The sequence below is a fragment of the Niveibacterium terrae genome, assembly GCF_048213115.1.
GTDB classification, from domain to species: domain Bacteria; phylum Pseudomonadota; class Gammaproteobacteria; order Burkholderiales; family Rhodocyclaceae; genus Niveibacterium; species Niveibacterium terrae.
The window spans coordinates 214098-240055 of sequence record NZ_CP172404.1; the positions used below are offsets into that span (position 1 = coordinate 214098).

21 protein-coding genes are annotated in these 25958 nt (G+C 64.2%); 12 read left to right on the forward strand and 9 right to left on the reverse strand.

All coding sequences use genetic code 11. From position 1 onward, the window contains the following. Positions 1 to 3 precede the first annotated feature (3 nt). The 3 genes from rph to ACHFB9_RS00960 are packed head-to-tail and all read right to left on the reverse strand — an operon-like array spanning position 4 to position 2647. Positions 4 to 738 (reverse strand): ribonuclease PH, encoded by a 735-nt coding sequence (gene rph, locus ACHFB9_RS00950; RefSeq protein WP_417069104.1) that lies wholly within the window; start codon positions 736 to 738, stop codon positions 4 to 6. Positions 739 to 770: 32 nt separating this feature from the next. Beyond that, positions 771 to 1688, reverse strand: coding sequence for a PP2C family protein-serine/threonine phosphatase (locus tag ACHFB9_RS00955; RefSeq protein WP_417069105.1), 918 nt, complete (start codon positions 1686 to 1688; stop codon positions 771 to 773). After that, a complete protein-coding gene (locus tag ACHFB9_RS00960) occupies positions 1685 to 2647 on the reverse strand; it encodes a serine/threonine protein kinase (RefSeq protein ID WP_417069106.1) in 963 nt (320 codons plus the stop codon). The genes ACHFB9_RS00955 and ACHFB9_RS00960 overlap by 4 nt, the downstream gene beginning before the upstream one ends. Positions 2648 to 2753: 106 nt before the next feature. On the opposite strand from ACHFB9_RS00960, the gene ACHFB9_RS00965 reads away from it, so the two are divergent. From ACHFB9_RS00965 to ACHFB9_RS00975, 3 genes are all read left to right on the forward strand, one after another. Continuing rightward, a complete protein-coding gene (locus ACHFB9_RS00965; RefSeq protein ID WP_417069107.1) occupies positions 2754 to 3620 on the forward strand; it encodes a YicC/YloC family endoribonuclease in 867 nt (288 codons plus the stop codon). Between the two features lie 9 nt (positions 3621 to 3629). Further along, positions 3630 to 4247 carry a guanylate kinase gene (gmk, locus tag ACHFB9_RS00970; RefSeq protein ID WP_417069108.1) on the forward strand — a complete coding sequence of 206 codons (618 nt, stop codon included), beginning with the start codon at positions 3630 to 3632 and terminating at the stop codon, positions 4245 to 4247. Positions 4248 to 4326: 79 nt separating this feature from the next. Then, entirely contained in the window at positions 4327 to 6570 is a 2244-nt protein-coding gene (locus ACHFB9_RS00975) for a RelA/SpoT family protein (RefSeq protein WP_417069109.1), read from the forward strand. On the opposite strand, the gene hemE is transcribed toward ACHFB9_RS00975, so the two are convergent. Then, complete coding sequence (hemE, locus tag ACHFB9_RS00980; RefSeq protein WP_417069110.1) at positions 6567 to 7625, reverse strand: uroporphyrinogen decarboxylase; 1059 nt, start codon at positions 7623 to 7625, stop codon at positions 6567 to 6569. The genes ACHFB9_RS00975 and hemE overlap by 4 nt on opposite strands. 26 nt (positions 7626 to 7651) lie before the next feature. Then, positions 7652 to 7840 (reverse strand): DUF2905 domain-containing protein, encoded by a 189-nt coding sequence (locus tag ACHFB9_RS00985; RefSeq protein WP_417069111.1) that lies wholly within the window; start codon positions 7838 to 7840, stop codon positions 7652 to 7654. A gap of 291 nt (positions 7841 to 8131) precedes the next feature. Here ACHFB9_RS00985 and ACHFB9_RS00990 point away from each other — a divergent pair, with 291 nt between their 5' ends. Next, positions 8132 to 8305, forward strand: a complete 174-nt coding sequence (locus ACHFB9_RS00990) for a hypothetical protein (protein WP_417069112.1) — start codon at positions 8132 to 8134, stop codon at positions 8303 to 8305. A gap of 7 nt (positions 8306 to 8312) precedes the next feature. Here ACHFB9_RS00990 and gcvA read toward each other — a convergent pair whose 3' ends face one another. After that, positions 8313 to 9209 carry a transcriptional regulator GcvA gene (gcvA, locus tag ACHFB9_RS00995; protein WP_417069113.1) on the reverse strand — a complete coding sequence of 299 codons (897 nt, stop codon included), beginning with the start codon at positions 9207 to 9209 and terminating at the stop codon, positions 8313 to 8315. A 244-nt stretch (positions 9210 to 9453) separates the two neighbouring features. On the opposite strand from gcvA, the gene ACHFB9_RS01000 reads away from it, so the two are divergent. After that, entirely contained in the window at positions 9454 to 10497 is a 1044-nt protein-coding gene (locus tag ACHFB9_RS01000; RefSeq protein ID WP_417069114.1) for a glycoside hydrolase family 53 protein, read from the forward strand. 46 nt (positions 10498 to 10543) lie between these two features. Here the strand turns inward: ACHFB9_RS01000 and ACHFB9_RS01005 are convergent, their stop codons facing one another. The 3 genes from ACHFB9_RS01005 to ACHFB9_RS01015 are packed head-to-tail and all read right to left on the reverse strand — an operon-like array spanning position 10544 to position 14593. After that, a complete protein-coding gene (locus ACHFB9_RS01005; RefSeq protein WP_417069115.1) occupies positions 10544 to 11572 on the reverse strand; it encodes a LacI family DNA-binding transcriptional regulator in 1029 nt (342 codons plus the stop codon). 39 nt (positions 11573 to 11611) lie between these two features. Beyond that, positions 11612 to 12607: an aldo/keto reductase gene (locus ACHFB9_RS01010; RefSeq protein ID WP_417069116.1), complete on the reverse strand. Its 996-nt coding sequence runs from the start codon at positions 12605 to 12607 to the stop codon at positions 11612 to 11614. 15 nt (positions 12608 to 12622) lie between these two features. After that, entirely contained in the window at positions 12623 to 14593 is a 1971-nt protein-coding gene (locus ACHFB9_RS01015; protein ID WP_417069117.1) for a beta-galactosidase, read from the reverse strand. A gap of 317 nt (positions 14594 to 14910) precedes the next feature. Between ACHFB9_RS01015 and ACHFB9_RS01020 the strand changes: the two genes are divergently transcribed. The 7 genes from ACHFB9_RS01020 (at position 14911) to ACHFB9_RS01050 (ending at position 25918) form a co-directional block, all read left to right on the forward strand. Then, on the forward strand, positions 14911 to 17298 hold the full coding sequence (locus ACHFB9_RS01020) for a beta-galactosidase (RefSeq protein WP_417069118.1): 2388 nt from the start codon (positions 14911 to 14913) through the stop codon (positions 17296 to 17298). Between the two features lie 17 nt (positions 17299 to 17315). Beyond that, entirely contained in the window at positions 17316 to 18437 is a 1122-nt protein-coding gene (locus tag ACHFB9_RS01025; protein WP_417069119.1) for an ABC transporter ATP-binding protein, read from the forward strand. An 83-nt stretch (positions 18438 to 18520) separates the two neighbouring features. Beyond that, the gene (gene malE / locus ACHFB9_RS01030; protein WP_417069120.1) at positions 18521 to 19729 is read left to right on the forward strand and encodes a maltose/maltodextrin ABC transporter substrate-binding protein MalE; all 1209 of its coding nucleotides are present in this window, start codon (positions 18521 to 18523) and stop codon (positions 19727 to 19729) included. A 44-nt stretch (positions 19730 to 19773) separates the two neighbouring features. Then, positions 19774 to 21288, forward strand: a complete 1515-nt coding sequence (gene malF / locus ACHFB9_RS01035) for a maltose ABC transporter permease MalF (protein WP_417069121.1) — start codon at positions 19774 to 19776, stop codon at positions 21286 to 21288. A gap of 12 nt (positions 21289 to 21300) precedes the next feature. Next, positions 21301 to 22191 (forward strand): maltose ABC transporter permease MalG, encoded by an 891-nt coding sequence (gene malG, locus ACHFB9_RS01040; RefSeq protein WP_417069122.1) that lies wholly within the window; start codon positions 21301 to 21303, stop codon positions 22189 to 22191. A gap of 102 nt (positions 22192 to 22293) precedes the next feature. After that, entirely contained in the window at positions 22294 to 24234 is a 1941-nt protein-coding gene (locus tag ACHFB9_RS01045) for a glycosyl hydrolase 53 family protein (RefSeq protein WP_417069123.1), read from the forward strand. A gap of 61 nt (positions 24235 to 24295) precedes the next feature. Further along, a complete protein-coding gene (locus ACHFB9_RS01050) occupies positions 24296 to 25918 on the forward strand; it encodes a methyl-accepting chemotaxis protein (RefSeq protein WP_417069124.1) in 1623 nt (540 codons plus the stop codon). Positions 25919 to 25958 lie beyond the last annotated feature (40 nt).

Here is a 25958-nt window from a genome sequence, read left to right on the forward strand (position 1 = left end):
GGCTCAGCAGGCCAGCGCCTGCTTCTGTGCGGCGATCAGTTCCGAGATGCCCTGGTCGGCGAGTCCGAGCAACGCGTCGAGTTCGGAGCGCGAGAACGGGGCGCCTTCGGCCGTGCCCTGGATCTCGACGATTCCGCCCGATTCGGTCATCACGACGTTCATGTCGGTGTCGCAGTTCGAGTCTTCCACGTAGTCGAGATCGAGCACGGGCTGGCCGGCATAGATGCCGACCGAGATCGCTGCGACGAGTTCCTTCATCGGGTTCGCGGCGAGTTTGCCGGAGGCGACGAGGCTCTCGAGCGCGTCATGCAGCGCGATGCAGGCGCCGGTGATGGATGCGGTCCGCGTGCCTCCATCGGCTTGCAGCACGTCGCAGTCGAGCGTGATTTGGCGCTCGCCGAGCGCCTTGAGGTCGACGATGGCGCGCAGGCTGCGGCCAATCAGACGCTGGATCTCCTGGGTGCGTCCGCTCTGCTTGCCCTTGGCGGCTTCGCGGGCGCTGCGGGTGTGGGTCGAGCGCGGCAGCATGCCGTATTCGGCGGTGACCCAGCCTTCGCCCTTGCCGCGCAGGAAAGGCGGAACGCTCTCTTCGACGCTGGCCGTGCACAGGACGCGGGTATCGCCGAATTCGACGAGAACCGAGCCTTCGGCGTGGCGGGTGAAGCCGCGGGTAATCGCGACGGCGCGTAGCGCCGAAGCGGGACGGCCGCTGGGGCGCGACAGGGGGGTATCAGTCATCATTGTCCTTGGTGGGGCCGTCCGGCCCCGATTCAACGGGAGTATTTGCGGATCGCGGAGTTGATCTCGGCGATCGCCTTTTCGATGTCTTCTTCGGACAGATCGCCGACGTTGGTAGGAGACTGGCCCGTAGCGAAGCCTTCCATCTTGGTCGTGAAGGTCGCGACCGGCATCGTCATCGTCGAGATCGTCGCTGGCGGCGCATCGGTGAAGTCCTCGTGCCATTTCATCGCGATCACCGACAGGTTATCGCAACTGGGGCCGCCCAGCCGTTCGGCGCTGTCCATCAACCGGGGCACGCTCTCCAGCAGATCCGCGGTGCTCAGGTGTGCGATCTCGTCTTCGGCTCCGGCCGGAGCCCAGAGTCCGTCCGTGCACAGCAGCAGCGTGTCACCGGCATAGAGCGGCGTGCGGCGCGAAAACTCGATCTGCGGCGAATGGGTGCCGCCCAGGCAGCTGAAGATCCGGTTGCGCAGCGGATGGGTGGCCTGTTCTCCTTCGCGGATCAGCCCCTGTTCGAGCATGACCTGGACGCGCGAGTGATCGCGGGTGTGGAAGGCGACCTGGCCGTCGCGCAGCAGGTAGAGCCGGGAATCGCCGGCGTGCGCCCAGTGCGCGAGGCTGTTCTGGATCACGCAGGCAACAATCGTCGTGCGCGGAGGATCGGGCAGGTTCTTGTCGAACGCGTAGTCGAGAATCGCGTGGTGGGCATTGGTCAGGACCCGCGACAGGAACATCATCTCGTCGGCAAGAGTTGGCCGCGCTTCGCGCTGAAAGGCTTCGGTGATGTACTGAACCGCGATCTGCGCGGCGATCTCGCCGTGCAGGTGGCCGCCCATGCCGTCGGCAATGACCATCAGCACGGCATCGCGCGAATAGCTGTAGGCGATCCTGTCCTGATTGGAATGGCGTTTGCCGATCCGGCTTTCCTGATAGATGGTGAATTTCATGGGCGAAAGATCAGAGCGCGCAGGCGACTGCCGAGGTTGAGGATCCAGCTTCCGGAACGGTGGCTGTGGGGGCTGTGGTGATGCCGTACTCGCTTGGCGAGTACTTTCTGCAAGGCATAGACGCTTTGCGGGCGCTCTGCCGGATCGAGTCTCAGGCACAGGTCTATCGTGTGCAGCAGCTGTTCCGAGTACTGGCCGCGCCAGCGCCGGCTTGCTGCTTCGAGCTGGTCCTTCTTGACCCGCTCGTCGGAGCGCTGCGGTGGGCAGCCCGCCAGACAGGCATACATGCTGGCGCCGACCGAATAGATGTCGCTCCACGGGCCCAGGTGCTCGCGGTCGCGGAACTGCTCGGGCGCGCAGTAGCCGGGCGTGTACATCGGCTTGAGCATCGGCGCGTCGTTGAGCAGGGTCTGGCGCGCGGCGCCGAAGTCGAGTAGCACCGGAGTGCCGTCGTTGCGCAGATAAATGTTCGAGGGCTTGATATCGAGGTGGAGCAGCTTGTTCGCATGCACTTCGCGCAGGCCGTTCAAGAGCCGGGTGAACACTCCGCGGATGAATTTCTCGCGGATCTCGCCCCGGTTCTTGTTGATGAAGTCCTGGAGCGTGCGGCCGCGTTCGAAAGCCATGACCATGTAGACGGTGCCATTAGCGCGGAAGAAATTCAGCACCCGGACGAGGTTCGGGTGGTTCAGGCTCGCCAGGGCCCGGCCCTCTTCAAAGAAGCACTTCATCCCGTAACGGAAAGCCGCCTGGTGCTCGTCGGGAATCTTCGGTTCGATGTCCCCTTCCTTGCGCAGGGCCAGCGAGTTCGGCAGGTATTCCTTGATGACGACGGGGAGCTCAGAGGGGTCGGTCGCCAGATAGACGATCGAGAAGCCGCCCAAGCTGAGCTGCTGCTCAATTCGGTATTGCTCAAGCTGGAAGCCTGGCGGCAGAGGGCAGTTGGCTTGAGCGGGCATGTAGGGATACGTATGATTCGTCAGGACGTTGATTTTCGGCTTTTTATCACTCCCCTGCAATTATTGCATCCGTCATTTTTGACGGGGCTGTTGGCGGACTCTCCAGATGATTCTCTCTATGACCGGTTATGCGGTCGGCGCTCGCGATGCCGGCCGTGCTCGTTTGAACCTCGAACTGCGCAGCGTCAACTCGCGTTTTCTCGATCTCGTGTTCCGGATGGCCGAGGAGTTGCGCCTTACCGAGCCGGCTCTGCGCGAGGCGATCAGCGCCCGTCTGAGTCGCGGCAAGGTTGAGTGCCGGCTCTATTGGCAGGCGAGTGGAGGGGGGGCCGGTGAGCTTGCGCTCAACGCGCCTTTGCTCGATCAGCTGGCCTCGGCCCAGGATGCTGTCCGCGCCCGCTTCGCTGACGCGAAGACCCTGTCGGTTGGCGAGATCCTCCGCTGGCCGGGCGTGCTGGCCGAGAATGGCCTCGACTTCGCGGCGCTCGCCGACGATGTCGCCGAGCTGGCGGTGGAAGTTATAGACGAGCTGATCGCGACGCGGGCCCGCGAAGGCGAGAAGCTCGCAGCGATGATTCGCGAGCGGGTTGCCGCAATGCGGGCTCTGGTCAGCCAGGCCGAACCGCTGCTGCCGGGCGCGGTCGCCGAATACCAGGAGAAGCTGACGACGCGCTTGCGCGAAGCGGTCGCGACGCTGGACGAGGACAGGGTGCGCCAGGAAGTGAGCCTGTTCGCTCAGCGCGCCGATGTCGCCGAGGAGTTTTCGCGTCTGCGCGCCCACCTCGACGAAGTTGAGCGGGTGCTCAAAAAGGGCGGGCCGGCCGGCAAGAGGCTCGATTTCTTGATGCAGGAACTCAACCGTGAAGCGAATACGCTCGCATCGAAAGCGGTCTCGGGGGCGATCTCGGCGATCGCGGTCGAGATGAAGCTGCTGATCGAGCAGATGCGCGAGCAGGTGCAGAACATCGAATAAGGTTCAAGGATGTCAGGACAACTTTTCATCGTGTCTGCGCCTTCGGGGGCGGGCAAGACCACTCTGGTGCGCAAGCTGCTTGAGCGGGATCGCGAGATCGAACTGTCGATCTCCTTCACGACGCGCGCGCCGCGTCCCGGCGAGCAGAATGGGCGCGACTACCATTTCGTCTCGCGCGAAGAGTTCGAGGCGCTGCGCGAGCGTGGGGACTTCCTCGAATGGGCCGAAGTGCATGGCAATTTCTATGCAACTTCGCGCGTCTGGCTGGAAGCCGAGATGAAGCAGGGGCGTGACGTGCTGCTGGAGATCGACTGGCAGGGTGCGAGCCAGGTGCGTCGCGCGCTGCCCGATGCGATCGGCGTCTTCGTGTTGCCTCCTTCGTTCGAAGAGCTCGAACGCCGCCTGCGCGGGAGGGCCTCGGACGATGACGAGGTGATTCGCCGCCGTCTCGCTGCGGCTCTGGGCGAGATGCGTCGCGTGGACGAATTCGACTACTGTATCATCAACGAAGATCTGGAAACGGCGAGCGCCGACCTGCAGGCGGTGGTTCGTGCCTGCCGGGCCCGCCTGCCGATTCAGAAGCTTCGCCATCCGGCGAGCTTCGGCTTTCTGAAACACGAGGACTGAAGCATGTCTGCTCCGACGCGAATGCCTCTTCCTGGCCGACCGGGCTTTGCCCCGGCCGGCCGTTGAGCGAGGTCTGTCGATGGAAGCTGCGCCGGTTCCCCCCTCTGGCCAGGCCCAGCCCCCCTCCGGACCTCTGCGCCGCGATCCGGATGCAGATCCTTTTGAAGGCATAGATCTTTCAGTACTGCGCGAGCGCGCCAGCGCCTATCTTTCCGCCGAAGACATGGCACTGATCGAGCGTGCTGCGGTGTTTTCCGCGCGCGCCCATTCCGGCCAGTACCGGATCAGCGGAGAGCCCTACATCTCGCACCCGGTCGCGGTCGCCGAAGCGCTTGCCGAGTGGCACATGGATGCTCAGGCGCTGGTCGCGGCGCTCCTCCACGACGTGATGGAAGACACCGAGGTCAGCAAGCAGGCGATCGCCGACCAGTTCGGGCGGATCGCCGCCGAACTGGTCGATGGCGTCTCCAAGCTCGACAAGATCGAGGCGAGGAGCCAGGAAGAGGCCCAGGCCGAGAACTTCCGCAAGATGTTCCTGGCGATGGCTCGCGACGTGCGGGTGATCCTGATCAAGCTGGCCGACCGTCTGCACAATATGCGCACTCTGGGCGCGATGCGCCCGGCCAAGCAGCGCCGCATCGCCCGCGAGACACTGGAGATCTACGCGCCGATCGCGAACCGGCTGGGGCTCAACAGCCTCTACCGGGAGCTCGAAGAGCTCTCCTTCCGCTTCCTGTATCCGATGCGCTACCGGGTGCTGCTGAAGGCCGTGCGCGCCGCGCGGGGCAATCGCCGCGAGATGGTCAGCCGGCTGATGGCAGCGATTCAGGAGAGGCTGCCGCTGTGGCACATCGAGGCCGAGGTATGGGGGCGCGAGAAGCAGGTCTATGCGATCTACCGCAAGATGGTCGACAAGCAGCTGTCCTTCTCCCAGGTGCTCGACATCTTCGGCTTTCGCATCGTCGTCCACGACATCCCCTGCTGCTATCTCGCGTTGGGGGCCTTGCACGAGCTCTACAAGCCGGTTCCGGGCAAGTTCAAGGACTACATCGCGATCCCCAAGGCGAACGGCTATCAGTCGCTGCACTCGACGCTGATCGGGCCTTACGGCACGCCGATCGAAGTGCAGATCCGCACCGACAGCATGCATCACGTTGCCGAGAGCGGAGTCGCGTCGCACTGGCTGTACAAGGATCAGGAAGAGCGGCTGTCGGACATCCAGCAGCGCACCCACAACTGGTTGCAGTCGCTGCTCGAACTGCAGTCGACGTCGGGCGATTCGACCGAATTCCTCGAGCACGTCAAGATCGACCTCTTCCCCGGCGAAGTCTTCGTGTTCAGCCCCAAGGGCAAGATCTTCAACCTGCCCAAAGGGGCGACCGTCGTCGATTTCGCGTATGCGATCCACACTGACATCGGCGATCGCTGTGTCGCGTGCCGGATCAACGGCGACGTGATGCCGCTGCGCACCGAACTCAAGAACGGCGATCAGGTCGAGGTCGTCACCGCCGCGCACGCGAATCCGAATCCGGCGTGGCTCTCCTATGTGCGGACCGGCAAGGCGCGCGCCCAGATCCGCCACTTCCTGAAGACGACCCAGCTCGAAGAGTCGGTCGCGCTCGGCGAGCGCCTGCTCTCGCAGGCGGTCCGCGCGCACGGTATCACACTGAACGTCGTTCCGAAGACGGTCTGGGACAAGCTGCTGCGCGAGGTCGGCGCTCGCGAACGCGCTGAAGTGTTCACCGACCTGGGGCTGGGCAAGAGGCTGCCGGCGATCGTCGCGAAGCGTCTCCTTTGCCTGTTCGAAGCGGCTGGAATCGAAGGCCTGGACGGAGACGTGCTGAAGCCGCGGCCGACCGGTGCGATCCTGATCCGCGGCAGCGAAGGCATGGCCGTCCAGCTCGCCCACTGCTGCCGTCCCATTCCCGGCGATCCGATCGTCGGCCTGCTGCGCAAGGGCCAGGGCATGGAAGTGCATATGAACGACTGCCCCAGCCTGTCGCGCAACCGCAGCGACCGCGAGCGCTGGGTCGATGTCGAATGGGATACCGACAGCGAACGAATGTTCGAGGTCGCGATCCGGGTCATCGCCGAGCATAAGAGGGGGATGCTGGCCAAGGTGGCCAGTGCGATCTCCGAGGAACACGCCGGAATCCAGCACGTCAGCATGGACGGCGAACACGTCACTCATACCCAGATCTACTTCACGATCCAGGTCACCGACCGCCAGCACCTCGCGCGGGTCATGCGCAGCGTGCGCAGGCTCCCCGAAGTCGTCCGGATCGTCCGCCTGAAGTCCTCCGAGACGCCTCCGGAAGCCTAGAGTGCGTGACGGTGCCGGTGCACCGCGTCGACGAGGATTTTGACCTTCTCGGGTTCGCTGTGGCGGGAGATCCCGTGGCCCAGGTTGAAGACATGGCCGGGGTGAGGGCCGAAAGCGTCGAGAACCCGGTTCGCTTCGCGGACGATCGCGTCCTCGCTGCCGAACAGCGCCGACGGATCCAGATTGCCCTGCAGCGCGACCCTGTCGCCGACCCGCCGTCGTGCGTCGGCGATATCGGTCATCCAGTCCAGGCCCACCGCGTCGGCGCCGCAGAGCGCGATCTCTTCGAGCCACTGGCCGCCGCCCTTCGTGAACACGATCACCGGCACGCGCTCACCGTCCTGCTCGCGGCGCAGCGCGGCGATCACGCGGCTCATGTAGGCGAGCGAGAACTCGCGGTAGGCGTGGGGGCTCAGCATGCCGCCCCAGGTATCGAAGATCTGCACGACCTGGGCTCCGGCCGAGATCTGCGCGTTCAGATAGGCGCTGACCGCATCGGCGGTGACCTCGAGGATGCGATGCAGCAGGTCGGGGCGCGCGAACATCATCGTCTTCAGATGGCGGAAATCCGGCGAGCCGCCGCCTTCGACCATATAGCAGGCCAGCGTGAAGGGGCTTCCCGAGAAGCCGATCAGCGGAACCGAACCGGAGAGCGCCCGACGGATTTCGGCGACGGCATCGAGCACATAGCGCAGAGGGCCGTCGGGATCGGGGGCGGTGAGCGCGCGGATCGCCGCCTCGTCGCGCAGAGGTCGTTCGAAGCGAGGGCCTTCGCCGTCGGTGAAGTAAAGGCCCAGTCCCATTGCATCGGGCACGGTCAGGATGTCCGAGAACAGGATCGCGGCGTCGAGCGGGAAACGCTCCAGCGGCTGAAGGGTTACCTCGCAGGCCAAGGCCGGATTCTTGCACAGCGTGAGGAAGCTGCCGGCGCGGCTTCGGGTCGCGCAGTATTCGGGCAGATAACGGCCGGCCTGACGCATCAGCCACAGTGGCGTGTATTCGGTCGGCTCGCGGCGCAGCGCACGCAGCAGAGTGTCGTTGCGGGGGCGGGTCATGGATTTTCCGGGGTAAAGCCTGGAGCTTACAGGCGGCGCAGCAGCATAGCCGCGAGAGCGGTGAGCAGCAAGCTCAGGCCCAGTGCGATCCGGATCTCGCGGCGGCCTATCCGTATCCTCAGGTCGCCCGGAAAGCCGTTCGGAAAGCGCCGGCGCAGCGCCGGGCTGCTGGCGACGATCGAGACGACCAGAGAGACCAGGAGCCACTTGAGCATCAGCTCCGCTCCGGACGGTGCAAATAATTTGCAAATGGTATCGGAAAGCCTGGGCTCATATGCCTATGTTGTGAATACGCGACAGCGAAAAAGTCCTGTCGCAGAGGGCGCTTGCGGCTGTTCTTGGCGATCGCGAAGATGCTTGTCGTGGACGCTGCAAAGTTTGAATCGCGGCGGTCGGCTACACGATTATGCGCTCAGGAAACGATGTCCTGTCCGGTTGCGGGGACGGCTGGAAGAGGGGCGGGTTCCATGGGGGGGGCGACGATCATGGAAACAGGGAACAAGAAAATGTTCGACGAATTCGGTCAATTCGCAGAAGAAGTGCTCAACGCCAGCGGTCTGCCTCAGGAGCTGGTCGAACAACTGGGTATCAGGGATGGAGTTCAGGCGGCAGCCCGTGGCGCGGGCCCGGTTGCGGATCCCGATGATTTTCTGGCGCAGATCTATCTGAATCAGGAGTGATCTGGCCTCAGTAGTGGCCGTGCTCGGCCTCGCTGATCAGCCAGTCGCGCAGCGGCGGGAAACCGTCGCGGCAGGCGGCGTCGTCGCGATAGACGAGGTAATAGGACAGGCGAAGCGAAGTGTCGACGTCGAAGGGCCGGATCAGGCGGCCGGCCGCGACGTCGTATTCGACCAGGATGTCCTGGCCCAGCGCGACTCCCTGGCCGTCGATCGCGGCCTGAAGCGACATCAGCGCATCGCCTAAGCCCAGGCCTCGGGCTGAAGCTTCGCCGTCCAGCCCCACTTCGTCGAACCACTGTCGCCAGTCGGGTTGGTGCGCAAGGCGCTGACCGCGTTCGTGCAGAAGGGTATGGGCGAGCAGGTCGGTCGGCCGGTTCAGGGTCTCTTTCAGGATCGGGCTGCAGACCGGGAAGAAGCGAGTCGTCGCGAAGCGTTCCGATTGCACGCCGGCTTCGGCGTGGCGCCGCTCGGCGATCAACAGATCCAGAGCGTCGACTCTCTGCTGTTCGGGGTCGGTGACGACTTCGACGCGCAGTTCGGGATTGGCATTGAGGAAACGGTAGAGGCGGGGAATCAGCCACTTGCTGCCCAGACTGGCCGGAACGCCGATGCGCAGCGGCCGGGTTGAATCGTCGAGCAGAAGCTCGGTGGCTTGCTGAACCGAGCGGAAGGCTTCGCGTATCCGGGGCAGATAGTTCTCGCCGGCGCTGGTCAGCAGCAGCTGATTGTTGCGCCGGTCGAAGAGCTTGAGCCCGAGAAACTCCTCGAGCTGCTTGACCTGATGACTGACCGCAGCATTGGTTACGCACAGCTCCGCCGCGGCGCGCGTGAAGCTCATGTGCCGGGCCGCGACTTCGAAGACGCGCAGGCCGTTCAGAGGAGGAAGCCGTTTGTTGGGCGTCATGCGTCTAATCTGGTTAAACGTTTCATTCAATATTCGTAGTTTGCCATCCATTTCGCCACAGTCAAGCATTCCGGGGGGCATTTGTTGCGTGTTTGACGCAGGATAAACCTGCCAAAACAAGCATGTACTTGCGTTTTGCGCGACTTGTCCGCTGAAACGAGTTTTGGTTTAACGTTATACATACTCAGTAAGACATCACAGGCTTTGCGGCTCTGCCGCGGCCGAAACAGAGGAGACGATGAAAATGAAGAAGGCTTGTCTGGTCTGTGGTCTGTTGCTGGCGCTGAGCGCCTGCGGCGGAGGAGGAGGCGATTCGGGCGGTGGCAGCGCTTCCGCGGGGGCGTCGGGGAGCGAGGTGAGCGTGCCGAGCACGTTTGCGAAAGGCGCCGATGTCAGTTGGGTGAGCGAGGAGGAGGCGGCAGGAAAGGTCTTCAGCTCAAGCACGGGGGTCGCGACCGATCCCTTCGTGCTGCTGAAGAACCTGGGAACGAATGCGATCCGGCTGCGCGTCTGGGTCGATCCGGTCGGCGGCTGGAACGGCAAAGCGGACGTTTTGGCCAAGGCCAGGCGTGCTGCGGCTCAGGGCATGAGGCTGATGATCGACTTCCACTACAGCGACACCTGGGCGGATCCCGCACATCAGACCAAGCCGGCGGCCTGGGAAGGCCACAGTCTTAGTCAGCTCAAGGATGATGTCTATGCGCACACTTACGATGTGCTGAACACCTTGAAGAGCGCAGGCCTCACCGTCGAATGGGTGCAGGTCGGCAACGAGATCAACAGCGGCATGCTCTGGCCCGAAGGCAAATACACGAACTTCGACCAGATGGCCGGTCTCGTCAACAGCGGCTACGCGGCGAGCAAGGCCGTCTATCCGGATGCGAAAGTCGTGCTCCATCTCGCCAACGGCCAGGACAACGCTGTTTTCCGCTGGTTCTTCGATGCGCTCAAGGCGGCCGGGGGCAACTGGGACGTGACCGGCATGTCGCTGTATCCGGGAACGAGCGACTGGCAGACTTACACGGCGAAGCTCTCGACCAACATGGCCGACGTGGTCTCGCGCTACGGCAAGCCGGTCGTGATCGCCGAGATCGGGATGGATTGGCAGCAGGGTGCGACGGCGAAGGCTTTGATGGCCGACGTGATGACCCGAGTCGCCGCACTCGGCGACAACGGTCTCGGAGTCTTCTATTGGGAGCCGGAAGCCTGGCCAAGCTGGAATGGCGGCTATACGCTGGGGGCGCTGAACAACTCCGGGCAGTTCACCGAAGCGCTCGATCCGTATTGAGGAAAGACGCCCTCCCCGGGTTTGCCCAGGGGAGGGGTTTGACCGTTCAGTCGCGGCTGCGTCGCACGCGCCCGGTCGAGGCGCGGACGACCAGTTGGGGCGTCGAGGTGACGAGCATGCGCGGAACCTGCTTCTCGCCGTCAGCGATCACTTCCATCATCAGCTGCACGGCAAGTTCGCCGGCTTCATCGATCGGTACAGAGACCGTGGTCAGTGCCGGCCTGACCTGATGCGCGAACTGGATGTCGGTGATGCCGATCACCGACAGGTCGGCCGGCACTTCGAGTCCCAGGTCGGCGGCGGCCTGCAGCACGCCCAGCGCGGGCAGGTCATTGGAGACGAAGATCGCGGTCAGATCGGGAACCGCGGCGAGCAGGCCGTGGGCCGCGTTGCGCCCGGCGTCTATCGTGTCGTTCGTGAAACGGACGTCTTCGGGCGGGTGGGCGATTTCCGCGCGCGCCAGCGTGTCGCAGAAGCCCTTGTAGCGCCACTGATGGTTGCCGGTCGGTTCGCTGCCGACGACCGCACCGATGCGCTGATGGCCCAGCTTGATCAGGTGTTCGGCGGCGATCACGCCGGCCTGATAGAAATCGACGGCGACGCAGGGAAGCTCAGGTTGAAGGTCGGGCTTTTCCCACATGCACAGCACGACCGGCATGTTGCGGCGGCGCAGCTCGATCAGCTCGTCGACACGGAGAAAATCGGCGTTCATGACCAGCACGCCCTGGGCCAGCGAGCCGCCGACCGCGTCGAGATAAGCGGTCTCCTGCGCCGGGTCGTTGTTGGTGTTGCACATCAGCAGGAAGTAGTCGTGCTTGCGCACCGCCTGTTCGACCGCGAGCGCGAATTCCGGATAGAAAGGGTTCGCGATGCTGGAGACGATCAGCGCGATCGTCTGCGGTCGGCCCTTGACCAGCGCGCGCGCGTTCAGATTGGGCCGGTAACCCAATTGCTGAACCGCAGCGAGAACGCGCTCGCGCGTGCTCTCGCTGACGCGACCGCGGCCGCGCAGCACATTGGATACCGTGGCCGGCGTGACACCGGCAAGACGGCCGACTTCGACAAGCGTAGACATAGTGGAGCGATCGTATCAGGGGGTGGCGGAAAAAACTGTTCAGGACTTGCGCAGCAGTGCCTCGATCGCCGTAAGTTCATCTTGACTCAGCGGTTCCGAATTGGCTGCGGCGATCGCGTCGAGAATCTGCTCCTCGCGGCTTGCGCCGATCAGCACCGACGTGATCGCGCTCTGGCGCAGGACCCAGGCGAGGGCGAGGGTGGCGAGGCTCTGGCCGCGCCCTTTCGCGAACGCGTCGAGGGCGCGCACGGTCTGCATCTTCTCCGCGCTCAACTGCTCGGGGCGCAGGAAGTGAGCGCGCGCCGCGCGCGAATCGGCGGGAATCCCGTCCAGATACCGGTTGGTCAGAACGCCCTGGGCGAGCGGCGAGAACGCGATGGCGCCGATTCCCTCCTTGCCGAGTGCCGCGAACAGACCCTGTTCGGGCGTGCGCTCGAACAGGTTGTAGCGCGGCTGGTGGATCAGGCAGGGGGTGCCCAGATCGCGCAGCAGCGCGGCGGCCCGCCGGGTCAGCTCGGGCGGATAGTTGGACAAGCCAACATAGAGCGCGCGACCGCTGCGCACGATGTCGGCGAGCGCGCCCATCGTCTCTTCGAGCGGGGTCTCGGGGTCGGGGCGGTGGTGGTAGAAGATGTCGACGTAATCGAGACCGAGCCGCTTCAGGCTCTGGTCCAGGCTCGCGAACAGATATTTGCGCGAACCCCAGTCCCCGTAAGGGCCTGGCCACATCGTGTAACCGGCCTTGGTCGAGACGACCAGCTCGTCGCGCCACGGCGCCAGATCGGAACGCAGCAGAGCTCCGAAAGTCTCTTCGGCTGACCCGGGCGGGGGGCCGTAGTTGTTGGCCAGGTCGAAGTGGGTGATGCCGTGGTCGAAGGCGCAGCGCACGAGGGCGCGGGCGTTCTCCAGACGGTCGACCCCACCGAAGTTGTGCCACAGCCCCAGCGAGATCGCGGGCAGCTTCAGGCCGCTGCGGCCGCAGCGGCGGTAGGGAATCGTTGCATAGCGCGATTCGGCGGGGCGGTAGGCACTCATGGCATCTCCTGGGGGTCAATCCACGTCGCGATTCTCGGGCAGGAACCAGGCCGCGACATTGGCTGGAGTCAGCTCCTCGCCACCGAGCGCAAAGCGGCTGCCTGCCGGCGCGGGAACGCGCACGGCGTCGGGCCCGTAGTTGATCGCAAACTGCAACCGGCCGCGGCGGCGCAGGCGCAGTCCCTGAGTGACGGGCGTCGCGGTGAGGCCTGCGGCGGCGGCCGCGCGCGCGAGTTCGCTCTTCAAGAGCTCGGCATCGAAGCTGCCCGCGAAATAGCGCAGCGGTCCCCGGCTCAGCACCGCGGGGTGGGAGTCCTCGAAGCGCGCCTCGACAACGACGCCTTCGCCGGGGGCGACGAAATCGCGCCACAGTCTCGTCTCACCTGCCTTGGCGCCTTCGCGCTGCACCGCAACCGTCGCTTCGGGAGGGAGAGACTCGACCCGGGTCACGCGGATCGGCAGGAGACGGGTGAGCGGGCCGGGGGGCAGTCCTTCGGGAATGGCGAAGTCCTCGGTCTTCGCGCCGCAGCGCGGGCCGAAGACGATCTGCGCGCCGCTCTTCCCGAGGCGCTCGACGAGCTCTTCACCGATGATGCTGAGCAAGGGGGCGACGATCAGCGAATAGCCCGTGAGATCCGCGTCGGGGGGCACGATGTCGATGTCGAAACCGAGCTGGCGCAAAGCGCTGTAGTAGCCGAAGACCTGGCCATAGAAGTCGAAGTGCGCGCCATTGGGCTGGATCTCGGTGATCCATTTTGATCGGTAGTCGAAGAGCAGTGCGACTTTCGCCTGTCCGACCGGATCGGCCTCGATGCCGGCCATCTCGGCGGCGACCCGGGCGGCTTCCTCGCCGCCGAGATCCAGCCGGTCATCCGGCGTGTTCAGTGCCGAATGCAGCTGCTCCTGGGCATAAGGCACCTGGCGCCAGCGGAAATAGGAGACGACTTCGGCGCCGTGCGCGAAAGCTTCCCAGGTCCAGGTGCGAACCATCCCGGACAGCGGCGAGGGGTTGGCCTCGGCCCAGTTCACCGGGCCGGCTTCCTGTTCCATGATCCAGAAACGCCCCTTGCACATGCCGCGGTAGAGGTCGTGGTGAAAAGCGGCGATGTCGGGGTGGCCGGAGCGCATCCATTTCAGCCGGTCGGCCTCGGGGATGAAGCGGACCGTGTTGGTGGCGCCCAGCGGGTAGTTGTCCCAGCTTGCGACATCGAGATCGCGCGCGACTTCGTGGTGATCGAACTCGCCGAAGAAGCCCATGAAGTTGTGCAGCACGTCGCGACCGGGCGAGTGCGCGCGCAGGATCTCGACCTGCATCCAGTTGTAGCGGCGCAGCTCGTCGGAAGAGAAGCGACGAAAATCCAGCATGTGGATCGGGTTCGCGAGGGTCGGCAGCGAATTGGGCAGGCCGATCTGGGCGAAGTCCGAGTACTCCATGCTCCAGAACACGTTGCCCCAGGCGCGGTTCAGCGCCTCCACCGTCTCGTAGCGTTTCGCGAGCCAGAGCTGGAAGCGCCTGCGGGAGGCCTCGGAGTAGGAAAGGATGGTGTCGTGGCAACCGTATTCGTTGTCGGTCTGCCAGGCGATCACGGCCGGATGCTGGCCGTAGCGTTCGGCCATCGCGGTGACGATGCGGCGGCTCGCCTCGAAGAAGGCTTCGTTCGAAAAACAATAGTGGCGGCGGGAGCCGAAATTCTTGATCTGGCCATCGGCGGCGACCGGCAGGATGTCCGGGTGCTGATCAATCAGCCAACGCGGCGGCGCGGCGGTCGGAGTGCCGAGCACGATCTCCAGGCCCGCATCGGCGAGGGTGCGCACCGCTTCGTCCAGCCATTCCCAGTCATAGCGACCGGGGGAGGGTTCCATTCTGCTCCACGCGAACTCGGCGATCCGGACGACGCGGATGCCCAGCTCAGCCATCCTGCGGGCGTCATCGGCCCACTTCGTCCGGGGCCATTGTTCGGGGTAGTAGCAGACTCCGAGTTTCATTCGATCGCTCCATGAGGCGTTTGTGCCGAAAAGGTTAATCGTTTAAATCGAGCGAATGATACCCGGATCAAAGCGCTTGTCATCAGCTGCCGAAAAAGCCGAAAACTCGCTTGCTCTGGATCAAGTCTGCGCAGCGTCAGCGCTGACGAGGTGTTTCGCCGGGGCCTAGGGTGTTTGCCCTTTATCCATAAGCGTTTTTCGGGTTCCAAAAGGGAACGAATACAGGCATCATCCGTCTTTATATAAGGGTTTACCCTAATTGTCGTGCAGGGGGGTGAAAACAGAGACTCCGTGAAAATTTAAACGCTTAACCAATCGTGACCCAGATAACCCAACTCTCCCTCCCCGAAGCCCCGTCCTCAGTCGAGCGCGATTTTCTCGCGCTGGGCCGCTACCAAGCCCCGGCACGGACGCTGAGCGTCAACAGCCGCTACCTCGAACTGGACGGCCAGCCCTGGTTGCCGGTGATGGGCGAGTTTCACTACACGCGCTATCCGGCCTGTGAATGGGAAGCGGAGCTCGCGAAGATGCGCGCCGGCGGCGTCAGCATCGTCGCGTCCTATGTGTTCTGGAACCATCACGAGGAAGAGGAAGGGCGCTACGACTGGAGCGGAGCGCGCGATCTGCGCCGTTTCGTCGAACTGGCCGCGGCCGCCGGACTCTATGTCTATCTTCGCCCTGGCCCCTGGGTTCACGCCGAGTCTCGTTACGGCGGTTTCCCGGACTGGCTGGTCGAGAAGATCGGTGCGGATCTGCGCTGCAATGCGCCCGCCTACCTCGCCCAGGTCGAGAAGTTCTACCGCCAGATCGGCGCCCAGGTCAAAGGACTGATGTGGTCCGACGGCGGCCCGATCGTTGGCGTTCAGCTCGAAAACGAATACGACCGCCTGGGCCCGGGGTGCGGCGCTGAGCACATCGCCGAGCTCAAGCGGATCGCGATCGAAGCGGGGTTGTGCGTACCGATCTACACGGTGACCGGCTGGCCGACCCTGGACATCCCGCTGCGCGACGTTCTGCCGGTTTCGGGCGCTTATGCGGATGGATTCTGGCAGGGCAGCTCGACGGCTCTGCCGCCTTCCGGCGTTTTTGTCTTCAACACCGACCGCGCGATTGGCGAGATGGGCAACGTCGGCGGCACGCCCGCCGACGGCCGGATCGACAAGGCGCACTACCCGTTCTTTCTGGCCGAAGCGGGCGGCGGCATGCACGTCTCCTACCACCGCCGGCCGGTCATCAGCACCGACGACGTTGCGGCGACGACGCTGGTGCAGATCGGCTCCGGGGCGACGCTGTACGGCTATTACATGTATCACGGTGGCACAAACCCCGCCGGTCCGCGCCGCTACAACGAGTCGATGGGAACCGGCTACCCGAACGACGTCGCGGTTCTAGGCTACGATTTTCGCGCTCCGCTGGGCCAGTACGGTCAGGTTCGTGAATCCTACGGACGCCTGCGTGCGCTACATCTCTTCCTCGAAGCTTTTGGTGCCGAGCTGGCGCCGATGGAAGCGGTGCTCGCCGAAGGCGCGAGTCTCGACGCGGCTGCCCGCGAGCCTCTGCGCGTCGCTGCGCGCGGCGCCGGAGCTTCCGGTTTCGTGTTTCTGAACAATCACGTCCGCCACCACCCTCTGCCCGATTTCAACGATGCGCGCATCGAAGTTGCGACGAGCGAAGGCATCGTGGCCTTCCCCGCGGTTGATGTGAAGAGCGGCGCCTACGCGATCTGGCCGGTCAATGCCGCGATCGGCGCGGCCCGCCTCACCTGGGCGACGGTCCAGCCGCTCAGCCGCTGGCTCGACGCGGGCGCTACGCACTGGGTCGGCTTCACGATTCCCGATGTCAGGGGGCAGCTCGCCTTCTCGGCTGAAACGGTGCTCGGCGTCGTCAGCGACAGCGGCGTCGTGACGCGTGAAGGCGATCTGTGGCAGGTCGCTCTGCCCGAAGATTCTGAACGTGCGCTGATCCGAGTCACCGACCGCGCCGGAGTCGAACATCGGGTGCTCGTGCTCTCGCGCAGCGAGGCCGACCGGGCGAGCCGCATCACGCTGGGCGGCCGTCAGCGTCTGGCGATCTCGAAGCACGCGCTCTACGCCGAGGGTGATTCGCTGTTCATCGACGCTCCGGCCGATGAGGATGTCTTCGCGGACATCTTCCCTGGCCAAGATCTTGATGGGGAAAGCCTGGCCTCGGGCCTGGCCCGCCTTCCCGCCGCCAGAGCTGAAGCGGCCCTTGCCGGTGAAGTCGCCGTGACGGTTCTGAGCGAGCAGGCCGAGCCTCCCGCGGTCAGATTTGGCGAAAAGATTTCGTGGCGGACCGAACCCACGCCGCTGGCGCCCGACGATGAAGAGTTCGAAGCCGCGACGCGGATCCGGCTCACGCCGCCCGCCTCCTGGGCAAAGCTCGAAGGGCGCCTGCTGGCGTGCCTCGATTATATTGGCGATGCCGCGCGGCTCTATGCCGACGGAGTGCTGGTCGATGACAATTTCAGCGACGGCGAACCCTGGTACATCGGTCTGGACCGCTTCATCCGCGACGGCCGTTGGCCGGAGCTGGAGCTTCGCATCATCGCGGCGCGGCCGGATCTGGAAATCTTCCTCGAAGAAGGAGCGCGTCAGCGCCTCCACGAAGCTTCTCATCCTGCCGCCCTGAACGGGCTGGCCGTGAAGAGGTGGCGGTCGGTCAAGCTAGTAGCCGGGCAGAAATAAGACAAGCGGAGAACAGTGTGGCAGGGGTCAGTCTCAACAAAGTCAGCAAATCCTACGACGGCATGCCGCCGGTCGTGCGCGATGTGACGCTGGAGATCGCCAACGGCGAGTTCTGCGTCTTCGTCGGTCCTTCCGGTTGCGGGAAATCCACTCTGCTGCGCATGGTGGCCGGGCTGGAGGACATCACTTCCGGTGACATGGCGATCGGCGGGCAGCGGGTCAACGACCTGGCTCCGTCCGAGCGCAACGTCTCGATGGTGTTCCAGAACTACGCGCTCTATCCGCACATGGATGTCGCGACCAACATCGCCTTCGGCCTGGGCCTTGCCGGCCTTGAAAAGACCGAGATCAAGTCCCGCGTCGAGCGGATCGCCGGTCTGCTCCAGATCGAGCGCCTGCTCTCCCGCCTGCCGCGGGCTTTGTCCGGCGGCCAGCGGCAGCGGGTTGCGATCGGCAGGGCCCTGGTCCGCGATCCGGGCGTGTTCCTGTTCGACGAGCCGCTCTCCAACCTCGACGCGGCGCTGCGCACGCAGATGCGGGTCGAGATCGCGCGCATCCACCGTGAATACGGCAAGGCGAGCACGATCTATGTGACGCACGATCAGGTCGAAGCGCTGACTTTGGCCGACAAGATCGTGCTGCTGCACTCCGGCGAGGCGGTCACGCGCTTCGGTAGCGTCGCGCAGATCGGCGCCCCGATGGATCTGTATGCGAACCCGGCCAATCTGTTCGTCGCGGGCTTCATCGGCTCGCCGAAGATGAACTTCGTCGCCGGTACCGTAGAAGCCATCGAAGCCTCTGGTGTCAGGGTCAAGACCGCTTCCGGCCGCAGGCTGCAGGCGGCGGTCGACGGTTCGCGGCTGACGGTCGGAGCATCGGTGACTCTGGGTTCGCGCCCCGAGCATGTGAAGCTTCTCGCCGATGAGGGGGAAAATACGCTTCCCTGCGGTGTGCACTGGGTCGAGCGCTTGGGCGATCAGACTTTCGCCTACCTCGACGCGGGCCTGAGCGAGGATTTGCTCGTACGTCTGGGCGGGATCAGCGCGGTTGCGCTCAACGATGCGGTTCATCTGCATTTTCCGGCCGAAGCCTGTCACCTGTTCGATGGGGACGGGATTGCATTGCCCAGGCTTGGATGAAGAATTTGGGCGGCTTTGCCGCCCGGGTGGATCGTCCGCGAAACCTCGCGGGCGGAGTTCGGGAAAAAAACCAGGAGACAAAGATGAAGAGTTTCACTCCCCGGCGTCAGGCGCTGCGCCTCATCACGGTGGGCGTCATCGCCGCGCTCGGTATGGCGGCCCTGCCGTCGCACGCGGCCGAGAAGGGCAGCCTGCTGATCTGGATCAACGGTGACAAGGGCTACGAAGGCGTCGCGAAGATCGGTCAGAAGTTCACGAAAGAGACCGGAATCGCTGTCAAGGTCGAGCACCCCGAAGATGCGATCGCCAAGTTCGAACAGGCCGCTGCAGCCGGTAAGGGTCCGGACATCTGGATCTGGGCGCACGACCGCGTCGGCAGCTGGATCTCGGCCGGCCTGATCACTCCGGTTACGCCTTCGAAGAAGACGGTCGCCGGTATCGACCCGCTGGGCTGGAAGGCCTGGACCGTCGCCGGCAAGACCTGGGGCTACCCGATCTCGATCGAATCGGTCGCTCTGCTCTATAACAAGGCTCTGGTTCCGACGCCTCCCGCGACCTGGGACGATGTGATCGCTCTGGACAAGAAGCTGTCCGCCAAGGGCAAGCGCGCGATCATGTGGCCGATGACCGAGATCTACTACTCCTACGGTCTGTTCTCGGCCGGTGGCGCCTATGCGTTCAAGCGCAACCCGGACGGTACCTACAATCCCAAGGACACCGGGATGGGCTCTCACGGTGCGATCCGCGGCATGGAAACGATCATGCAGCTGATCAAGGCCGGTGCGATGCCGAAGACCGCGAGCTACGCCGAAGCTGAAGCCGGCATGAACGAAGGCCGGGTCGCTATGACGATCAACGGCCCCTGGGCCTGGAACAACCTGAAGAAGAGCAAGATCCCCTTCGGTGTTGCGCCTTTCCCGAAGGTCGACGGCAAGCAGGGCGGGGCGATGGTGGGCGTCGTCGGTGCGATGATCAGCACCGCGAGCAAGAACAAGGAAATCGCCAACGACTTCCTCGAGAACTACCTGACTACGGTTCAGGGCTTGAAGGCGATGAACGCGCACGTTCCTCTGGGTGTGCCGGCCAACAAGGCTTTCTACAACGAGCTCAAGGCCGATCCGCTGATCGCCGGTTCGATGGCGGCAGCCCAGGCCGGTACTCCGATGCCGAACAACGCCGAGATGACCCGTTTCTGGTCGTCGATGCAAGCCGCGCTGCAGAACATCACCCAGGGCCGCGAAACGGTCAAGGGTGGCATGGAGCGTGCTGCGAAGCGGATCCGCGGCGAGTGACGCGGTTCTGATCAACAGGAAGTGATGATGAAGGTGGTGCAGGCATGAGGCGGTCGTATTCACATATTGCGCTTGCGGCGCTGGGAGCTGTGGCCTTGTTGGCCGGGCTGGCGCTGGCAGTGGTTTTCTACATGGCGCATCAACCCGCGCTGGCCGTAGCCGAGCTCGGTTTGCTCGGTTTGGCGACCTGGGTCTACCTGTCGCCGCGCTTCTACGCGTGGCGGTATGTCGTTCCCGGCATCATTGCGGCACTGGTCTTCATCGTCCTTCCGATGGTCTATACGCTGTTGATCGGCTTCACGAACTACAGCTCCAGTCACCTGTTGCCTTTCGACCGGGCAACCGAGGTCCTGCTCAACCGGACCGATTCGACCGGAGACAGCCTGGGCTTCAAGCTCTACCCGGCCCAGGGCAAGAAATACAAACTGGCTTTCACGTCCGACGATGACAAGGTTTTCGTCTCCGAGGCGATCGCTCTGGAGGGCAAGACGGTCAAGGCTCCGCTGACTGCGGCGCCCGCCGAGCCCGCCGAGGATCCGCTGTTCCTGAAGGACGTGATTGCGCTCCAACCGGCGCTGGAAAAAGTGGTTGCAACGCTGCCCGATGGCACCGAACTGCGGCTCTCCAGCCTGCGCCGCTTCTCGGCGATGAAACCGGCCTTCAAGCGCAATGCCGATGGCACACTGACCGATGTCGCCGAAGGTGTCGTGCTCAAACCCGACTTCAAGCAGGGTTATTGGGTCAAGCCATCCGGGGAACCGGTCGAACCGGGTTTCCGCGTCAATGTCGGCTTCGACAACTACGTGCAGATCTTCACCGACAAGCGCTTCTTCGAGCCTTTCGGGCGGGTCTTCGGCTGGACCGTCAGCTTCGCGGCGCTAAACACGATCTTCACCTTTGCGATCGGCATCCTGCTCGCGACCGCTTTGAACTGGGATGCGCTGCGCTATCGCAACTTCTACCGGATGATGCTGTTCCTGCCCTATGCGGTGCCGGCCTTCATTTCGATTCCGATCTTCCGCGGTCTGTTCAACGAGAACCTCGGTGAGATCAACATGGCGCTCGGCCTGTTCTTCGACGTCCGGCCAAGCTGGTTCTCGGATGCGACGCTGGCCCGGACCATGGTGCTGATCGTCAATACCTGGCTCGGTTACCCGTACATGATGATTCTGTCGATGGGGCTGATCAAGGCGATCCCGTCCGAACTCTACGAGGCATCGGCGCTGGCCGGCGCGGGGCCGCTGACCAACTTCTTCCGGATCACGCTGCCCTTGATCGGCAAACCGATCGCGCCGCTCTTGATCGCGTCTTTCGCCTGCAATTTCAACAACCTGACGCTAATCGCGCTGCTGACCGGCGGTGCGCCTGACTACCTCGACACCCAGGTGCCGGTGGGCGCGACCGACCTCTTGGCTTCCTACACCTACCGGATCGCGTTCCAGGATTCGGGCCAGAACTACGCGCTCGCCTGTGCGATCTCGTCGATCGTGTTCCTGATCGTCGCTGCGCTGGCGATCATCAATCTGCGCCTGTTCAAGGTCAACAGCAACAACGTTTGAGAGCCCGACATCATGGCAATCGTTCTGAAGAAGTCCCACCGCTGGCGCGTCTTCGCCACCCATTCGGCAATGCTGCTGTTCATCCTGATCACGGTGCTGCCCTTCCTGATGATCGTCTCGATCTCGCTGCGCCCCGGCAACTTCGCCGGCGGCAGCCTGATCCCGAAGAGCATCAGCTTCGAGCACTGGCGGCTCGCGCTGGGGATGTCCTATCTGGATGCCGACGGTCACCTCGTCAAGCCGCCTTTTCCGGTGCTGATCTGGATCTGGAACTCGCTGAAGGTCGCGTTCATCTCGGCGGTCGTGTCGCTGGCGCTGTCGATCACTAGCGCCTACGCTTTTGCGCGGATGCGTTTCCGGGGGCGTGATGCATTGCTGAACGCGCTGCTGCTGCTGCAGATGTTCCCGTCGGTGCTGGCCCTGGTCGCGATCTACGCGCTGTTCGACCGGATCGGCGACTTCATTCCGTGGCTGGGGCTGAACAGCCACTGGAGTCTGGCGCTCGCCTATACGGGCGGCGTTGCCCAGCACATCTGGCTGATCAAGGGCTACTACGACAGCGTGCCGCGCGAACTCGAAGAGGCCGCGGCGGTCGATGGCGCGACACCGTTCCAGGCTTTCCTGCATGTGCTTCTGCCGATGGCCGTGCCGATCCTGGTCGTCGTCTTCGTGCTCGCCTTCCTCGGCGGCATGATCGAATACCCGGTCGCGTCGGTGCTGATGCATGACGAGGAGAAGCTGACGCTGGCGATCGGCTCCCGGCTCTTCCTGTTCAACCAGCGCTACCTGTGGGGAGACTTCGCGGCCACCGCGATCCTCGCCGGCATGCCGCTGACCCTGCTCTTCCTGGTGACCCAGAAGTGGCTCGTCTCGGGCCTGACTTCGGGAGCCGTCAAGGGCTGAACGCACCATCCATCCGTCCGCCCAGCCCGTCATCCTGACGGCTTGGGCGGACTCTGCCCACGTCCGCGACAAGGACGGGTTATACAAGAGGGGACATTCTGAATGGCACGTATCCGTAAGCAACTGCTGATTCTCGCCGCCGCGGGCTTGTGCGCCGGCCTTCCCGCCGCTGTATTGGCCGCCGCCGATCTCCACGCTCCGATCACGGTCCAGCCAGTCTCCGAGCTGCGCTCCGACTTCATGATGGGCGCCGACATCTCGATGCTCGACGAGATGGAACGCTTGGGCGCCAAGTTCTACGATGCCCAGGGCAACGAGAAGGACTGCTTCGCGATCCTCAAGGAGAGCGGCGTCAACTGGATCCGGCTGCGTCTGTGGAACAACCCGGTCAATGCGGCCGACGTCGTCGAGGGCGGCAAGACGATCTCCCGCAAGGGCGAGCCGGTCGGGGGCGGCAACAACGACCTCGCGGCGACGCTGAGGATGGCCAAGCGGGCCAAGGCTGCGGGCTTCAAGCTCGAGCTCGACTTCCACTACAGCGACTTCTGGGTCGACCCGGAAAAGCAGCACAAGCCGGCGGCCTGGGCCAAGCTCTCGGGCGAGGAACTGCAGAACGCGGTCCATCAGTACACGGCAGATGTGCTGAAGACGATGCGTGCCGAGAACGTGTTTCCGGACATGGTCCAGGTTGGCAACGAACTGAACGGCGGCATGCTGTGGCCGGATGGCAAGACCTGGAAATCGACTCCGGACGAGAAGATCGGCGGTGACGACGCTTTCGTCGCGCTGCTGACTCAGGGCATCAAGGCGGTTCGCGAAGCCGATCCCGAGCGCAAGACCAAGGTTGCGGTGCACCTCGCGAACGGCGCAAGCAACGATCTGTATCGCCGGGTCTTCGACATGCTGACCAAGCGCGGCGTCGACTACGACATCATCGGTCTGTCCTTCTACCCGTACTGGCACGGTACGCTCGAAGACCTGCAGATCAACCTCGACGACATCTCCTCCCGCTACATGAAGGAGGTCGTTGTGATGGAGACCGCTTACGGCTACACGAACGAGGATGGTGACGGCTTCGCCAATCTGTTCAACAAGGACATGGCCAAGGGCGTCGGCTACCAGGCGACGGTCCAGGGCCAGGCAAGTCTGATCCGCGACGTGATCAACACGGTTGCCCAGGTTCCGGGGCAGCGCGGTGCCGGCGTGTTCTACTGGGAGCCGGGCTGGTTCCCGGTCAAGGGCGCGGGTTGGCGCACCGGCGAGGGTAATGCCTGGGACAACCAGGCCATGTTCGACTTCAAGGGCCGGGCGTTGCCCTCGCTCGAAGTGTTCCGCCGCGTCCGCGAAGCCGGAACTGCCGCCGATGTGCCCCATGCGCTGCCGGTCGAGCCGCTGAAGCTGACCGCCTTTGTCGGCGAACCCTTCTCGCCGCCGGACAGTGTCCGGGTGACCTACAACGATGATGCGCAGCGCAGCGCCTTCGTCGGCTGGGAAGAGATTCCCGCCGACAAGCTGGCTCAGCCGGGAACGTTCAAGCTTCAGGGCGAGCTGGTCAATCAGCCGCTCAAGGTTCAGGCCGACGTGACCGTGGTTCAGCGTCGCAACCGCTTCGAGGATCCGAGTTTCGAAGGCGGCAAGCTCGACACCTGGACGATCACCGGCACGACCGGCGCGATCAGCAACGAACGCAACCCCGGCAATGCGCACAGCGGTCAGCAGTCGCTGCACTACTGGGCGGGCGAGCCCTTCAAGGTTGATGTCCTGCGCACTTTTAAGGGACTCACGGACGGCACCTACAGCTTCAAGGGCTGGGTGATGGGCAGCGGCGGCGAGAAGGGCATTGAGCTCGTCGCCCGCGACTGCGGCGATGGCAAGACCTATAGCGCCAAGGTTACCAACACCGGCTGGCAGAAGTGGGCGCAATACACGATCAGCGGGATCAAGGTCGGCAAGGGAAGCTGCACCGTTGGGCTGGTCATCGATGGCGCGACCGGCAACTGGGGCAACTTCGACGACGTCGAGTTCATCCGCGACGGTAATTGATTGATGCCGCTTGGGGCGTGGGAGGCATTGTGCCTCCCACGCCCTCCCGAGGAGGGTTGTGATGAAAGCGCACAGTATTGCCGCGCGGCTGTGGATCATGGTCGGCGTCGCAGCCGCGGCGCTGCTGCTGGTCGGCTTTGCCGGTCTGTTCAGCGCGGCTGGTCTGGACCGGGCTCTGGAGCGGGCCAATGGCCAGACGATTCCGGCGATCGGTGCGATCGACGGTGCTCGGATCGCGCTGTTGCGCGTCCATGTCGATGTCTTCACCCATATGACCAATCTGCTCGACCAGAAGAAGGATCTGGCCGAGAAAGCGCTTCAGGCGGACAAACGGGCGCTGCTCGCCGCGCTCGAGGACCAGCAGAAGAGGGCGCAGAGCACTCAGGAGCAGACTCTGCTCAAGGCTGATCGGCAGGCGGTCGATGCCTACCTGGCGGTGATTCCGGAAGTTCTGGACCTGTCGCGCAAGAACATGGATGACGCCGGTCGGCATGCGATCGAGAACGATCTGGCTCCGGCGGCGCAGAAGGCGCTCGCCGCGCTGAGCGCTCATGCGGCCTATATCCAGACGCAGATGAGCGAGGATCAGCATTCGGCATCCTCTGACGCGATCAAGGGGCGGGTTGGCATCTGGAGCGTGATCGCGGTGGGCATCGCGACGGTCGCGATCATCGGGACTTTTCTCGTGCTCGGTATCCGGCGCGCGCTCTCCCAGGTGCACCAGACCGTCGAACGGATCAGCCGCGACCACGACTTCACGCTGCGCCTGCCCGTGGGCGGCCGCGATGAGCTGGGGCAGATCGCCGCCGAGCTCAACCAGCTGTTCGAAAGCCTGAATGGCAGTCTGCGCGCGCTGAGCGACGGAGTTGCCCAGGTCAACGATGCGGCCAGCCGCGTTGCCGAAAGCGCCGCCCAGGGCGCCGGAACGGCGGGCAAACAGAGCGAGTCGGCGGCGGCGATGGCCGCGGCGATCGAAGAGATGACGGTGAGCATCGCCCATGTCGGCGACCGCTCGGCCGAGGCTCAGGAGGTTTCGCGCGAATCCGGACAGCTGGCGGTCAGCGGGGGCGAAGTGATCCACAAGACGCTCGACGACATCCACGAGATCGCCGTTACGGTCGAGGATGCCTCGGGCCGGATGAGGACGCTGGAAGCGGACTCGGAGCGGATCTCGCGGATCGTTTCGGTGATCCGCGAGGTGGCCGAACAGACCAACCTGCTGGCGCTCAATGCGGCGATCGAAGCCGCGCGCGCCGGCGAACAGGGGCGCGGTTTCGCGGTCGTTGCCGACGAGGTCAGGAAGCTCGCCGAGCGGACTGCGAGTTCGACCCAGGAGATCTCGGCGATGGTCGAGGCGATACGCGGCGGGGCGCGCGAAGCGGTTGGCGGCATGCAGACTGCGGTTGAACGGGTCGGCGTCGGCGTCGAGCGGGCGCGCGATGCGCGCGCGGCGATCGCCCGGATCGCTGACGCGAATACCCGGGCTGTCGGCTTCGTCTCCGAGATCAGTCACGCGATCCAGGAGCAGGGCAAGGCCTCGACGGCGATCGCGCTGAGCGTCGAGCAGGTCGCCCGGATCGCCGAGGAGGGGAGCCTCAGTTCGGCGGGAAGCGCGGCGCTGGCGCGCGAGCTCGAAAAACTGGCTGGCCAAATGCGCGGCATTGTCGAGAAGTATCGGCTCTAGGGCGGCTGGCAAGCACGTTAAGTTTTTTTTGATGGGCCCA